Source organism: Pseudomonas paeninsulae (assembly GCF_035621475.1).
GTDB classification, from domain to species: Bacteria; Pseudomonadota; Gammaproteobacteria; order Pseudomonadales; family Pseudomonadaceae; genus Aquipseudomonas; species Aquipseudomonas paeninsulae.
In genome coordinates, this window is the sequence record NZ_CP141799.1 from 195336 (window position 1) to 208864 (window position 13529).

Genomic DNA, 13529 nt, shown 5'->3' on the forward strand with positions numbered 1-13529 from the left:
AACGACGCTCTCAGGTGATGTCGACTGTTCTTGCCTGTGTGAGTGTGGGCGGTTCCAAGGTTTGGACAGCGTTCTGTTTCGCGGCTAGCGGTTGCGCATTCAGAGGCACGCTAAGTGGCGCACCATGAACTCGAAAGGTCATGGGCGTTGCTTGGTCATGCTGATGAATGAGCATTGCTGTGCCGTGTCGCAAACTGCTTTCCAAACCCTCTGGCAGCGTAACGAAGGCCAATCCGTTGGGATTTCACATTTCTTCCTGAAATGCGCGTGCATCCGAAATTTTCTTGTTGGGCTGGCACCCGATTGAGGTGGCCAGCGCTATGTATTCTTCGGTCCAGGGCGTGGGAACTCTGGTCTGTCGACCCTGCTAAGAGTCGACAGTGACGAAATTGGCTGGCTCAACGATATAGTCTTCGAATCACCGCGATTGTCGGTTTGCGACCCTGACGTGTTGCGCGGCGACATGGCGATCGCTTTAAAAACCATACCACAACTAAATAACTATAGACCGAAGCCGCAACCCGTGCCGGGTCTGCATTACAGCCATAAAAGGGGGGCAGCCACCATGCGCTGGGGGCTGTGGCAGAATCGTAAATATTTGAAAATTATGGCTCTTTGCCGCTACTCGAAGGCATTTTCGCCGCGCTACCGTCGCGCCGAGTAACGCCCTGCAACCATTGACTGAGCACCTGTGGATTGGCCGCCAGCCAGGCCTTGGCTTCGCGCCTACGGTTGGTGCTCTGGTTGAGAATGGCCTCCATCAGGTGGTTCTCCATCGCCAGACTGAAGCGCAGGTTGTGCAACAGCCGGCCGACGTTTGCACACTGCTCGGTATAGCCCTTGCGCACGCTGGTGTAGACCGTGGCGCCACCATAATCGGGGCCGAAGTAATCGTCGCCACCACTCAGGTAGTGCATCTGCACCTGATTGTTCATCGGGTGCGGTTCCCAGCCGAGAAACACCACCCATTGATTGAGGTGCTCGGCGCGTTTGACCTGGGCGAGCATGCCCGACTCGCTGGACTCCACCAGGGTGAAATCGCCCAGGCCGAAGGCATTCTTGTCGATCATTGACTGGATAAGCTTGTTGCCGTCGTTACCCGGCTCGATGCCGTACAGCGTGCCGTCGAGTTCCTTCTTGAATTTGGCCAGATCGCTGAAGCTTTTCAGCCCGCCGTCGTAGGCTGGTTGATTGACCGCCAAGGTGTACTTGGCCCCCTCCAGATTGGCGATCACGGTTTCCACCGCGCCGCTGTCCAGGTAAGGCCTGATGTGGGCCTCTGAGGTGGGCATCCAGGTGCCGAGGAACACGTCGATCTGTTTGTCCTGCAAGGCTTTGTAGGTGTCGGGTACCGACAGGCGCTTGACCTGGGTGCGGTAGCCCAGGTCGTTGAGTACCACGCGGGTGACGGCGGTGGTGGCGGTGATGTCGGTCCAGCCGACGTCGGCGAAGCGCACCAGGTCGCAGGTCACGGGTTCAACGGCATGGGCCAGCAGTGGGGTGCTCAATGCGAGCGTCAGCAGGCAGTGCTTGTGCAATTTCATGGGCATATCCAATAGCCGGTGACGGGGTCCCTTCGGGATCTCTGAGCATGCACCTGGTGAAACAAACGGCTTCTGACCGGCACATGGGCATCGGATCATTACGCCAGAGTCGGATGGTTGCCTATGTGGCAGGTCGCGGTTGGGACGCTGCTGTCGCATTCGGCAATGCGCCGCCCGGAAATTGTGCGCCGAGTCACGGGGTGGCGGTTTCGCGGCGTTGTGCAGCAGCCCAGCAGGCGTCCAGCTGTTACTGGGTTAATCCATCTGCGTCAGGTATACCGAGCGCGCCTCCATTCGGCACCCGGCTAGTCACCCTGACGGCTTTGGACATGAACGAGTCGGTGTGGGACGTCGGTAGTTCGTGCAAATCCCGATGATGGCCGCAAAGCGGGAATGCGAGCGGGAGATTAATAGTGGCTATCAGTGTGTTCGACTTATTCAAGATCGGTATCGGGCCTTCCAGCTCGCATACCGTCGGCCCCATGCGCGCCGCCGCGCTGTTCACTGGCGCGCTGCGTGAGCGTCATCAGCTTGAGCGGGTGCAACGCGTGGAAGTGCGCCTGTATGGCTCGTTGTCGGCTACCGGCATCGGTCACGGCAGCGACACCGCGGTGATCATGGGCCTGATGGGCGACTGGCCGGATCAGATCGACCCGGCGGACATTGCGCCACGGATTGAAACGCTGCGCAGCAGTGGCACCTTGCAGCTGGATGGACGGTTGCCGATTGCCTTCGACTGGCCGCGCGACATGTTGCTGCTCGACGAAAACCTGCCGTATCACCCGAATGCCATGACCCTGACGGCCTACGCGGCCGACGGCAGCGAGCTGAGTAGCGGCACCTATTACTCGGTCGGTGGCGGTTTTGTGGTCGACGCCGAACAGGCGGCCAGCGGCCAGCTGGACCAGGATCACACCCAGTTGCCTTACGACTTCTCCAGTGGCGACGAGTTGATGCGCCTGTGCAAGGAGCATGGGCTGCGCGTGTCCGAGTTGATGATGGCCAACGAGAAGGCCTGGCGCAGTGAGGCGGAGATCCGCAGTGGCCTGATGCGCCTGTGGCAAGCCATGCGCGACTGTGTCGAGCAGGGCCTCAAGCATGAAGGCATCCTGCCCGGCGGGCTCAACGTCAAGCGCCGCGCCGCCAAGCTGCACCGCAGCCTGCAGGAAATGAGCAAGCCCAACGTGATCGGCTCGACCCTCAGCGGCATGGAGTGGGTCAACCTGTTCGCCCTGGCCGTCAACGAGGAGAACGCCGCCGGCGGGCGCATGGTCACCGCACCGACCAACGGCGCGGCCGGCATCATCCCGGCGGTGCTGCATTATTACGTGCGCTTCAGCCCGGCGGTCAGCGAAGCCGATGTGGTCGATTACCTGTTGGCCGCGGCGGCGGTGGGCATCCTGTGCAAGAAGAACGCCTCGATCTCCGGCGCCGAAGTCGGTTGCCAGGGCGAGGTCGGTTCGGCCTGCGCGATGGCTGCAGCCGGCTTGGCGGAAATTCTCGGTGCCACTCCAGAGCAGCTGGAAAACGCCGCCGAAATTGGCCTGGAACACAACCTCGGGCTGACCTGCGATCCGGTCGGTGGCCTGGTGCAAATCCCTTGCATTGAGCGCAATGCCATCGCCGCGGTGAAGGCGATCAATGCCGCGCAAATGGCCTTGCGCGGCGACGGCGAGCACCATATTTCGCTGGACCGGGTGATCCGCACCATGCGCGACACTGGCGCCGATATGCACGACAAGTACAAGGAAACCTCACGCGGTGGCCTAGCCGTCAGTGCGATCGAATGCTGAGGGCAGTTCGCGTGCTGCACCTTCTCTGACCCGGGGTGCGAGGCGTCAGCACGGTTGCGGGTGGTCGTCAGCGACTCATTTTGCTGCCGGCTACGCAACTATTGGTGCCGCGCCGCGCAGATCGCGCGGACGGCCTTGGTGACTGTCCGGTTAGGCACGATTACCCCGTCCGTTACTGCCACCATGGCCTTTGGTAGCGGTGGTGGCATTGACCGGATCGGGCGGTGCTACCGAAATACTCAGGCCCCCGTCTGTCGGGGCCTAGGGTCGTAAACGGAATATTTTGTCGCTCCTGGCAAAGCCTTGTCGCTGGGGGGTTGGCTGCACCTCGCCAAGTTTATTGAACAAGTAATCAATTTAGGCATGGCCTTTGCGTTGTTATCCACGCAGATCTGGGGGTTGTGTCCTGCCAGGCTCACAAGAAAATTGAGTTCCGTCGTGATGCGGGCTCAACGCCGTGTTTAGCTTCATGCGAGGGTTTCACCAATGTCACAGTTCAGCCAAGGGGCGCAGCCCCAGAACCGTGTTCCCCTGGCCATCGGCTTTCTGCTGTTGGACAACTTCACCCTGATTTCCCTGGCCTCGGCGGTGGAACCCCTGCGCATGGCCAATCAGCTCTCCGGCAAGGAGCTGTATCGCTGGTACACCTTGACCCAGAACGGCTGTCCGGTAAGTGCCAGCGATGGTCTGCAGATCACCCCGGACGCCGGACTGGGCAATGCTCCGGTGCTGAATGCGGTGATTGTCTGCGGCGGCGTGGATATCCAGCACAGCGTCACCCGCGAGCACTTGCACTGGCTGCAGAGCCAGGCGCGCCATGGCCGCCAGATGGGTGCGGTGTGCACGGGTAGTTGGGCCTTGGCCAAGGCCGGCCTGCTCGACGGTTACGAATGCAGCGTGCACTGGGAAGTCCTTGCGGCGATGCAGGAAGCTTTCCCTCGCACGGTCATCACCACCCGCCTGTTTTCCATCGATCGCAACCGTTACACCTGCTCCGGCGGCACTGCGCCGATGGACATGATGCTGCACCTGATCGGCCGTGAGCATGGCCGCGAATTGGCGGCGGCGATCTCCGACATGTTCATCTACGAGCGCATTCGCAACGAGCAGGATCATCAGCGCGTGCCGCTCAAGCATATGCTCGGCACCAATCAGCCGAAACTGCAGGAAATAGTCGTGTTGATGGAGGCCAACCTGGAGGAACCGATCGACCTCGATGGCCTGGCCAGCTACGTCGATGTCTCGCGCCGCCAACTCGAGCGTCTGTTCCAGAAATACCTGCATTGCTCGCCGTCGCGCTACTACCTCAAGCTACGCCTGATCCGCGCCCGTCAGCTGCTCAAGCAGACCTCGATGTCGATCATCGAGGTGGCCTCGGTGTGCGGCTTCGTCTCCACCCCGCATTTCTCCAAGTGCTACCGCGAATACTTCAGCATTCCGCCGCGCGACGAGCGTAGCGGGCAGAACATGGTGAGCATGAGGGCGTTGGTGCCGTTGCCAGAAAGCCTGCTGCGACCGTCCTCGACCTCGGCCCTGGCCGCGCTGACCCGCGCTCAAGGCGAATCGACCTTCGCCAGCGTGCGGCTCTAGCTGGCCGGTTAGTGCCGCGCAATCAGGGCTACGCCGCTGGGCTTCATTCCGGGGCTCAGTTCGTAGGTGCGGCGCTCACGCAGGCTCCTAGCCGCCTGTCAGGCTTAACGCGGTTCTACTGCGCGGCAACCGCGCCAGCAACGGTCAAGTCCGACAGGCTGCTAGGCAGATGAAATTCGGTTCGAGCAGGAAGTCGCGCCAGAATTCATGGCCATGTTGTTCCAGGCCTTGTTGCGAGACGGTTGGCGATTGCCAGCTGCAGGCGCTGAAGCCGGCTTCGCACAAGGCCCACTCGTAGGTCGCGCGGCTCCAGTGGACATTGAGCAGGCGGATCGCGTGGCTGCCGGTGAAGAACGCGTATTCCACGGCGTCGCCTTCGCGCAACGGCGAGGGGCTGTGCACCAGGTACCCATACTTGCGCGTGGCCTGGTTATGCAGGGGCGGGTACAAGGGCGTCGCATTAACGCTGGCGACCAGTTTGCCTCCCGGTTTGAGGTTGCTGTAAGCCGTGCGGCAAAGCGTCAGCAGAACCTCTTTGGAGGCGGCGTAGTTGAACAGGAACGCCGCACTCACCGTGTCGAATATGCCAATGGTGCCGAGGGCGGCCACATCGCTGTGGATATAGGTGGTACCCAGCGGCTGTTCGCTTTCTGCCTGTCGAGCCAGTTCGATCATGCTCGCCGATATATCCACGCCGACGACCTGGCTTGCGCCTTGGCGTTTTATCGTTCGGCTGAAGCGTCCTTCACCGCAGGCCAGATCCAGCACCTTTTGGCCATGCACATCGCCGAGAAGATTGAGGTAGGTGAACTCCTCGGCGTGTTTCTTCACCGTCAGTTCCCCGTGAACAATTTTATAGGCGAGAGAAATATCATCGTAGGCGGCGTGCATAGGTACTCCTTCTGACTGTGAGCTGTTAAGGCCCGGCCAAGGTGACATGGGTGAGGGGGCGAGCGCAGCCATGAATCTGCTTGGCGCTGCGGCGACTCGCGTCAGGGCAATGGCACTGTGTGCCCACCGCCTGGAAAGACAGATGCGCGGTCATCGAGGCTGTAGTAGTCGCCGGCCTCCGCCGTGTATATGTGTGCGGCAATCTTCAGACCCTGCGCCTGATCCAGGCTACCCGCGGCAATCGATATGCGTTCATCGCCTTGCTCTTCGAAGAACAAGCTGGAGCCGCATTCGCAGCAGAAGCTGCGGCGGAAGCCGGCGATGCACGAGAACCATTTGAGCGATGCCTGGTTGATCAGGGTGAAATGGGCTTTCCGGCACGCCGTCGCCGCGACGAAATGGCCGCTGGTGCGGCGGCATTGTTCGCAATGGCAGACAACGATATCGCGCAACGCACCGACCACTGCATAGGTTACCCCGCCACAGAGACAACCACCGGTAACCTTGGCGTTCATGGAATATCCCCAGGCTGTGAAAGGTGCCAAGCGCGGTCGCGGGGCCGCCTCCTGGCGGTCTCGCAGCCGCGCTTGGCACGGTTACAGGTGTGGCTTATACGCTCGAGTCGGGCATGCTCGCTTTACGTTGCTCGATGTAGGCCAGCAAGGCCGCGTCGGTGGCCGGATCCAGCTCCGGCGCCTGGTACTCGGCGAGGAGTTTCTTCCAACGCGCATTGGCGCGTTGAGCCATGTCCAGGCGACCGTCGGCATCCCATTGCTCGAAGCTGTTGTTGTCGGTGATCGGCGACAGGTAGAAGGCGGTCTTGAAGTTCAGCTGGGTGTGGCTGCAGCCCAGGAAGTGCTTGCCCGGCCCCACTTCGCGAATAGCATCCATGGCCTGGCCGTTCTCGGACAGGTCGATGCCCTTGAGCATGGTCTGCATCATGCCGGCCTGATCGGCATCCATGATGAACTTCTCATAGCCCATGGCCAGGCCACCTTCCAGCCAGCCGGCGGAATGCAGGGCGAAGTTGACCCCGCCCAAGGTGGTCGGCAGCAGGGTGTTGGCGCTCTCACTGGCCGCCTGGGCATCGGGCACCTTAGACGCGGTAAAGGAGCCGCCGGAACGGAACGGCACGCCCAGGCGCCGGGCCAGGTTGGCCATCACGTACAGCACCAGCGCCGGTTCGGGCGTGCCGAAGGTGGGGGCGCCGGACTGCATGGACATGGAGCTGGCGAAGCTGCCGAGCACCACCGGCGCGCCCGGGTTGACCAGCTGCACGAACGCCAGGCCGGCCAGACCCTCGGCCAGGGTCTGGGCGGCGGTGCCGGCGATGGTCACCGGCGACATGGCGCCAGCGAGGATGAACGGGGTGACGATGCAGGCCTGGTTGGCGCGGGCATAGACCTTGGCGGCACCGAGCATAGTGTCATCGAAGGTCATCGGCGAGTTGGCGTTGATCAGGTTGATCACGCAGGTTTTCGGTTTGCCGGTGTCCGGGTCGAGCCAGTCATCGCCGAACAGGATCTTGGCCATCTCGACCGTGTCCTGAGCCCGTTCCGGGTGGGTGACCGAGCCCATGAAGCACTTGTCGGAGTACTTCATGTGGCTGTAGATCATGTCGAGGTGACGCTTGTTCACCGGCAGATCGACGGGTTCGCAGATGGTCCCGCCGGAGTGGTGAATGCTCGGCGACAGGTAGGCCAGTTTGACGAAGTTTTGGAAGTCTTCGATGGTCCCGTAGCGCCGTCCCCGGTCGAGGTCGTGGACGAAGGGGCAGCCGTAGGCGGGCACGAACACGGTGTTGGCACCGCCGATACGTACGCTGCGTGCCGGGTTGCGCGCATGCTGGGTGAACTCGCGCGGGGCATTGTCCTGAATCAGCTTGCGGCACATGCCGCGTGGCATGCGTACCCGCTCGCCCTGGACGTCGGCGCCGGCGTCGCGCCAGATCTGCAACGCCTCGGGGTCATCGCGAAAATCGATGCCGATCTCCTCGAGGATGGTGTCGGCGTTGGCCTCGATGATGGCCAGGCCTTCCTCGCCAAGCACCTCGTAATACGGAATGTTGCGTGTGATATAGGCAGGCTGCGCAGCTTGGCCTTCGGCACGGCTAGCGCGACGCGCGTCACTGCCACCCGAGCGTCGGCGTGTGGGGTTTGAGCTCATGCTGGGGTACTCCCTCGGTTCTTGTCGGTCATTGTGGCGTCACCAGGACGCCGCGCTGTGGTGGTGCGGTGCAGCGGTTTCGCTAGTCGAGACATGCTTCGTTGCCCCAGGCGGACTGCATGATGCCGGCGGGGAAGGCGATTGCGTGTTGGCGGCAGGTCGCTTCCAGGGTGTTGAGCAGCAGGCAGGCGATGGTCATCGGACCGACGCCGCCGGGAACCGGGGTGATGGCGCCGGCGACGGCGCAGGCGGAAGCGAAATCCACGTCGCCGACCAGGCGCGTCTTGCCGTCCTCCTCGATGCGGTTAATGCCGACGTCGATGACGGTCGCCCCGGGTTTTAGCCATTGCCCGGGAACCAGTCGCGCTCGCCCTACTGCGGCCACTAAGATGTCCGCGCGTCGGCATTCGGCTTGCAGATCAAGGGTGCGCGAGTGGGCGATGGTCACCGTACAGTTCTCATTGAGCAGCAGGCTGGCCATGGGCTTGCCGACGATGTTCGAGCGCCCCAGCACCAGGGCATGCAGGCCGCTCATGTCGCCCAGGTGGTGTTTGAGTAACATCAGGCAGCCCAGCGGCGTGCAGGGCACGATACCCTTGCCGCCGGTGCCCAGCTTGCCGACGTTGATCGGATGGAAACCATCGATGTCCTTGTCCGGGCGAATCGCATTGATCACCCGTTCGGTGTCCACCTGGGGCGGCAGGGGCAGCTGCACCAGAATGCCATGTACCGCCGGATCCTGATTCAGGCGCTCGATCAGGTCGAGCAACTGGGCCTGCGGCACGCTGTACGCCAGGCGGTACTCGAAGGACGCCATCTCGGCCTCGCGTGCCTGGTTGGCCTTGTTGCGCACGTAGATCTGGCTGGCCGGGTCTTCGCCGACGAGGATCACAGCAAGGCCGGGGGTCACCAGATCATGCTCGCGCAGCTTGCGTACCTGGCGGCCGATTTCTTCGCGCAGGCGGGTCGCATAAGTCTTGCCGTCGATGATGTGCGCCATGGGAGAGGCCCTGTGTTGGTTGGCATGCACCCGGCCTGCGGCCGAGCATGGGGCTGCTGGTGTCGGCTCAGCGGAACACCACGGTGGTATTGCCGTTGGTGAAGACCCGGTGTTCCAGGTGGAAGCGCACTGCGCGGGACAACGCCATGTTTTCCGCATCGCGCCCGACGGCGGCGAGCTGCTCGGCGTTGTAGGTGTGATCCACGCGCTCGACGATCTGCTCGATGATCGGGCCCTCGTCGAGGTCGGAGGTCACGTAGTGGGCGGTCGCCCCGATCAGCTTGACCCCGCGGGCATAGGCCTGGTGATAAGGCTTGGCGCCCTTGAAGCCGGGCAGGAAGGAGTGATGGATATTGATCGCTCGACCGGCAAGCTTGTCGCACAGATCCTCGGAAAGGATCTGCATGTAGCGCGCCAGCACCACCAACTCGGCGCCGGTCTCGTCGACGATCTCCAGCAACCGTGCTTCTTGCTCGGCCTTGTTGTCCGGGGTCACCGGCAGGTGGTAGAAGGGAATGCCGTGCCAGTCGGCCAGGGGCTTGAGATCCAGATGGTTGGAGACGATGGCCGCAACCGTCATCTTGATCTCGCCGGTGCGCTGGCGATACAACAGATCGTCCAGGCAGTGATCGAACTTGGAGACCGCGATCAGCACCTTGGGTGGGGTCAGGGTGTCATGCATCTGCCACTCCAAGCCATCGACCTCGGCCACCGCGGCAAAGGTCTCCTGCATAACCTGGAAGGGCGGGGTTTCACCGGGGGTCGTAGAGAACACCGCGCGGACATAGAAGTTGCCGCTGGAGATCTGGTCGAACTGGGCCATCTCCATGATGTAACAGCGGTTTTGCGCGAGAAAGGTGGAGATTCTGGAGATTGTCCCGATGGCGCCAGGACAGCTGGCCTTCAGTACATAGATGTTCTTTCCTTCGGTCGTTGCAGACATTGTGGGCATTTCGATCCTCCGGGCAGCTAGACGTTCTTGTTAGGAGTTCGGACGTGGCGACGCGCTGGATGATCGGAGCGGCGCAAGATTCGGACTGCTCGAAATGTACTCGCGTAACCCGCAGTCACTTATCTTTGGACGACATCCGGCATCGTTCGGACGACACCGCTGAAATTCCCTTGATTTCGAAAAAATTGATCTAGATCAAGGTTTTACCAAACAATAAAAAAAACTTTGAGCGCGCTTAAAGTTTGGTCGTGCATCGATATGTCCGCGTCGCCTGTGTGGTTACTGGCGGGCCGGCCTGTCCCTAATCTGCGAACTCAACAGCGCCGTCAGGCGTCACTCAGATGTCGTTTTTTCGGGGAGTCAACCGCCATGACCGAACAGTTCAACGAAGATGATTTCGACCTCAACGACCTGCCCGATGACGAACTCATCGAGCAGGTGCATGACGACCTCTATAACGGCCTGCGCGAGGAGGTGGTGGAAAGCACCGAGATTCTCCTGGCGCGCGGCTGGAGTTCCAGTCGGGTGCTGGACGAGGCGCTGGTCGGCGGCATGGGCATCGTCGGCGTCGACTTCCGCGACGGCATCTTGTTCGTTCCGGAAGTGCTGATGGCGGCCAACGCCATGAAGGGGGGCATGCAAGTACTGCGCCCGCTGCTCAGCCAGTCCGGTGCCGAATCGGTCGGCAAGATCGTGATCGGCACGGTCAAGGGCGACATCCACGACATCGGCAAGAATCTGGTGTGCATGATGATGGAGGGTGCCGGCTTCGAGGTCATCGACATCGGCATCAACATTTCGGTCGAGGCCTACATCGAGGCGCTGGAAACACACAAGCCGGACATCCTCGGTCTGTCGGCGCTGCTGACCACCACCATGTCCTATATGAAGGTGGTGATCGACACCCTGGTGGAAAAAGGCATACGCAACGACTACATCGTGATGGTCGGCGGCGCGCCGCTGAACGAGGAGTTCGGTAAGGCGGTCGGTGCCGATGTCTATTGCCGTGATGCCGGAGTCGCCGTGGAGATGGCCAAAGAACTGATCGCCCGCCGTCGCGCGGCCTGAGGCGGCAGCCATGCAGCCCATGCTGATCATCGCCTGCGGCGCGCTGGCCCGGGAGATCACGGCCCTGGCCAGGGCCAATGCCTGGGCGCAGGTGCGGGTGGAGTGTCTGCCCGCGGAGCTGCACAACCATCCCGAGCGCATCCCCGAGGCCGTGCGACGCAAGCTGGAGCAAGTCGACCGGACGCGCGAGCGGGTGTTCGTCGCCTATGCCGACTGCGGCACTGGCGGCCGGCTCGACCAGGTGCTCGAGGCCCATGGCGTGCAGCGATTGGCCGGCGCGCATTGCTACGAGTTCTATGCCGGATCGCAGGTTTTCGCCGAACTGGCCGAGGCCGAACCCGGGACGTTTTACCTGACCGATTTTTTGGCGCGGCATTTCGAGCGACTGGTCGTGGCCGAACTGGGCCTCGACCGGCACCCGCAACTGGAGGCGCTGTACTTCGGCAATTACCGGCGCCTGGTTTACCTGGCGCAGCACGAAGATCCGCAGCTGGTGGAGCGTGCCAGGCACGCCGCGGCGCGGCTCGGCCTGGCCTTCGAACAACGTTTTTGCGGCTATGGCGGCCTGAAAACCGCACTGGTGCGCTTTATTGACGGGGAACGGGCATGGCCAAACTGATCATCGTCTCCTGGCGCGATATTCCGGCGCAGGTCATCGTCAAACGGGGCCGCGACAGTGCCCGGTTACAGCTGTCCCAGCGTTTTCAGGAGGCCGTCGACCGCGCGGCCATGCGCGCCGGCAAGGGCCATTCGGATGCCTATCTGGCCGACTGGAAGCGCTCCGAACCGATCGCCTGCGGCGACGATCTGCAGGCCGAAGCCGAGGCCGAGGTGACCCGGATGGAGCAACGCTTCAGCGATGAGAAGCTGGATCAGCTGATCAGGAACAAGGGCCTGAGTGCCCATGCGGATGACTAAAGGGCGTCGTTTGCCAGCCCCCGTCATCTCAACACCACGCAAACCACATTGCCCAGCCACGGGCCAGGATAGATCCCATGTACAAGGTTCGTCGTTGGGTGGTTCGCCACTCAAGAGTGTTTGAAACCCTCTACCGCAACTTCGAGCCGATCCTGGTGAAGCTGCACCCCCTATGGCAGCGGCTGGGTTATGCCCGGGTCGAGGCGCCCATGCGGGCCGTGGAGAAGCGGGTCAAGGGCTTGCTGTTCGACTGCCAGATGTGTGGCCAGTGCGTATTGAGCTCGACCGGTATGGCGTGCCCGATGAACTGCCCGAAGAATCTGCGCAACGGTCCCTGCGGCGGGGTGCGCAGCAACGGCCACTGTGAAGTGAAGCCAGAGATGAAGTGCGTCTGGGTCGAGGCCTGGGCCGGCAGCCGCAACATGCAGGCGGGTGAGCGCATCCAGGTGCTGCAGAAGCCCATCGACTTCCGCCTCAAGGGGACGTCTTCCTGGCTGAGCGTGGTGCGTCAACAGGCACAACGAAATGAGGAGCGAGCGCAATGAAATTCGACGACGAACCGGTTCCCGGCTATTCCCTGCCGATCCTGCCCGGCCACGTGTCGCCCGGGCGGTTGGAACGGGTACTGCGCGCCGGCAAATTCGCCATCACCTCGGAAATCGATCCGCCGGACTCCGCCGATCCGGGCGAGGTACTCAAGCGCGCGGCGATCTACGATGGCTACGTCGACGCCATCAATGCCACCGACGGTTCCGGCGCCAACTGCCATATGTCCAGCGTCGGGGTTTGCTCGCTGCTGACCCGCGTCGGCTACGCCACCATCATGCAGATCTCCTGCCGCGACCGTAACCGTATCGCCATCCAGGGCGAGATCCTCGGTGCGGCGGCGATGGGCGCCAGCAACATCCTCTGCCTGACCGGCGATGGCGTTCAGGCCGGCGATCACCCGCAGGCCAAACCAGTATTCGATCTGGACTCGATGTCGCTGCTGGAAATCGCCCGCGGCATGCGTGACGACTGCCGCTTCCAGAGCGGGCGCAAGATCGTCACGCCGCCGCGGGTGTTCCTCGGCGCCGCCGAGAATCCGTTTGTACCGCCCTATGATTGGCGCCCGCATCGCCTGGCGAAGAAGGTCGCGGCTGGTGCGCAGTTTATCCAGACCCAGTACTGCTTCGATATCGACATGCTCAAGCAGTTCATGGCCAAGGTGGGCGATCTGGGCCTGCTGGAAGGGCCCAACCGGGTGTATATCCTGGTCGGCGTCGGCCCGCTGGCCTCGGCCAAGAGCGCCCTGTGGATCCGCGAGAACGTGCCGGGCGTGCACATTCCGGATGCGGTGATCAAGCGCCTGCAGGGCGCCACCAAACAGAAGGAGGAGGGCAAGCGCCTGTGCATGGATCTGCTGCAGCAGATTCGCGAGGTTCAGGGCGTCAGCGGCGCGCACATCATGGCCTACCGGCAGGAGGAATCCGTCGCGGAAATCATCCAGACCACCGGTGTGCTCGAGGGCCGTGTGCCCTGGTACCCGGGGCGCGACGACCCCACACAACTCAATCCGCAATCGCCACGGGCGATCCCGCAGGCGGAAGCCGTATACCCGTAGTTCG

13 protein-coding genes are annotated in these 13529 nt (G+C 62.3%); 7 read left to right on the forward strand and 6 right to left on the reverse strand.

The annotated features are described in order from the left end of the window. Nucleotides 1-605 precede the first annotated feature (605 nt). Nucleotides 606-1544, reverse strand: coding sequence for a choline ABC transporter substrate-binding protein (locus tag VCJ09_RS00875; protein WP_324732751.1), 939 nt, complete (start codon nt 1542-1544; stop codon nt 606-608). 413 nt (nt 1545-1957) lie between these two features. Here VCJ09_RS00875 and VCJ09_RS00880 point away from each other — a divergent pair, with 413 nt between their 5' ends. Together VCJ09_RS00880 and gbdR are read left to right on the forward strand one after the other, a co-directional pair. After that, nucleotides 1958-3337 (forward strand): L-serine ammonia-lyase, encoded by a 1380-nt coding sequence (locus tag VCJ09_RS00880; protein ID WP_324732752.1) that lies wholly within the window; start codon nt 1958-1960, stop codon nt 3335-3337. A gap of 486 nt (nt 3338-3823) precedes the next feature. Continuing rightward, nucleotides 3824-4927, forward strand: a complete 1104-nt coding sequence (gene gbdR, locus VCJ09_RS00885) for a choline metabolism transcriptional regulator GbdR (RefSeq protein ID WP_324732753.1) — start codon at nt 3824-3826, stop codon at nt 4925-4927. Nucleotides 4928-5071: 144 nt separating this feature from the next. Here the strand turns inward: gbdR and VCJ09_RS00890 are convergent, their stop codons facing one another. The 5 genes from VCJ09_RS00890 to purU form a co-directional block, all read right to left on the reverse strand. Continuing rightward, a complete protein-coding gene (locus VCJ09_RS00890) occupies nt 5072-5818 on the reverse strand; it encodes a class I SAM-dependent methyltransferase (protein ID WP_324732754.1) in 747 nt (248 codons plus the stop codon). Nucleotides 5819-5919: 101 nt separating this feature from the next. Next, on the reverse strand, nt 5920-6333 hold the full coding sequence (locus VCJ09_RS00895) for a GFA family protein (RefSeq protein ID WP_324732755.1): 414 nt from the start codon (nt 6331-6333) through the stop codon (nt 5920-5922). 94 nt (nt 6334-6427) lie between these two features. Further along, on the reverse strand, nt 6428-7984 hold the full coding sequence (locus VCJ09_RS00900) for a trimethylamine methyltransferase family protein (protein WP_324732756.1): 1557 nt from the start codon (nt 7982-7984) through the stop codon (nt 6428-6430). An 82-nt stretch (nt 7985-8066) separates the two neighbouring features. Further along, a complete protein-coding gene (gene folD / locus VCJ09_RS00905) occupies nt 8067-8984 on the reverse strand; it encodes a bifunctional methylenetetrahydrofolate dehydrogenase/methenyltetrahydrofolate cyclohydrolase FolD (RefSeq protein ID WP_324732757.1) in 918 nt (305 codons plus the stop codon). Nucleotides 8985-9051: 67 nt separating this feature from the next. Continuing rightward, complete coding sequence (purU, locus tag VCJ09_RS00910) at nt 9052-9927, reverse strand: formyltetrahydrofolate deformylase (RefSeq protein ID WP_324732758.1); 876 nt, start codon at nt 9925-9927, stop codon at nt 9052-9054. A gap of 378 nt (nt 9928-10305) precedes the next feature. Here purU and VCJ09_RS00915 point away from each other — a divergent pair, with 378 nt between their 5' ends. The 5 genes from VCJ09_RS00915 (at nt 10306) to VCJ09_RS00935 (ending at nt 13525) form a co-directional block, all read left to right on the forward strand. Further along, entirely contained in the window at nt 10306-11004 is a 699-nt protein-coding gene (locus VCJ09_RS00915; RefSeq protein ID WP_324732759.1) for a corrinoid protein, read from the forward strand. A 19-nt stretch (nt 11005-11023) separates the two neighbouring features. After that, a complete protein-coding gene (locus VCJ09_RS00920; RefSeq protein ID WP_324732760.1) occupies nt 11024-11623 on the forward strand; it encodes a DUF1638 domain-containing protein in 600 nt (199 codons plus the stop codon). Then, on the forward strand, nt 11611-11922 hold the full coding sequence (locus VCJ09_RS00925; protein WP_324732761.1) for a virulence factor: 312 nt from the start codon (nt 11611-11613) through the stop codon (nt 11920-11922). The genes VCJ09_RS00920 and VCJ09_RS00925 overlap by 13 nt, the downstream gene beginning before the upstream one ends. A gap of 77 nt (nt 11923-11999) precedes the next feature. Next, nucleotides 12000-12467 (forward strand): methylenetetrahydrofolate reductase C-terminal domain-containing protein, encoded by a 468-nt coding sequence (locus tag VCJ09_RS00930; protein ID WP_324732762.1) that lies wholly within the window; start codon nt 12000-12002, stop codon nt 12465-12467. Then, entirely contained in the window at nt 12464-13525 is a 1062-nt protein-coding gene (locus VCJ09_RS00935) for a methylenetetrahydrofolate reductase (RefSeq protein ID WP_324732763.1), read from the forward strand. The genes VCJ09_RS00930 and VCJ09_RS00935 overlap by 4 nt, the downstream gene beginning before the upstream one ends. The last annotated feature ends 4 nt before the right edge of the window (nt 13526-13529 follow it).

What these genes read in the sequence shown, in the direction of transcription:
- VCJ09_RS00935 (WP_324732763.1), top strand. Translation starts at nt 12,464, where the DNA reads ATGAAATTCGACGACGAACCGGTTCCCGGCTATTCCCTGCCGATCCTG.
- VCJ09_RS00890 (WP_324732754.1), bottom strand. Translation starts at nt 5,818, where the DNA reads ATGCACGCCGCCTACGATGATATTTCTCTCGCCTATAAAATTGTTCAC.
- VCJ09_RS00895 (WP_324732755.1), bottom strand. Translation starts at nt 6,333, where the DNA reads ATGAACGCCAAGGTTACCGGTGGTTGTCTCTGTGGCGGGGTAACCTAT.
- folD (WP_324732757.1), bottom strand. Translation starts at nt 8,984, where the DNA reads ATGGCGCACATCATCGACGGCAAGACTTATGCGACCCGCCTGCGCGAA.
- VCJ09_RS00925 (WP_324732761.1), top strand. Translation starts at nt 11,611, where the DNA reads ATGGCCAAACTGATCATCGTCTCCTGGCGCGATATTCCGGCGCAGGTC.
- purU (WP_324732758.1), bottom strand. Translation starts at nt 9,927, where the DNA reads ATGTCTGCAACGACCGAAGGAAAGAACATCTATGTACTGAAGGCCAGC.
- gbdR (WP_324732753.1), top strand. Translation starts at nt 3,824, where the DNA reads ATGTCACAGTTCAGCCAAGGGGCGCAGCCCCAGAACCGTGTTCCCCTG.
- VCJ09_RS00900 (WP_324732756.1), bottom strand. Translation starts at nt 7,984, where the DNA reads ATGAGCTCAAACCCCACACGCCGACGCTCGGGTGGCAGTGACGCGCGT.
- VCJ09_RS00930 (WP_324732762.1), top strand. Translation starts at nt 12,000, where the DNA reads ATGTACAAGGTTCGTCGTTGGGTGGTTCGCCACTCAAGAGTGTTTGAA.
- VCJ09_RS00875 (WP_324732751.1), bottom strand. Translation starts at nt 1,544, where the DNA reads ATGAAATTGCACAAGCACTGCCTGCTGACGCTCGCATTGAGCACCCCA.
- VCJ09_RS00920 (WP_324732760.1), top strand. Translation starts at nt 11,024, where the DNA reads ATGCTGATCATCGCCTGCGGCGCGCTGGCCCGGGAGATCACGGCCCTG.
- VCJ09_RS00915 (WP_324732759.1), top strand. Translation starts at nt 10,306, where the DNA reads ATGACCGAACAGTTCAACGAAGATGATTTCGACCTCAACGACCTGCCC.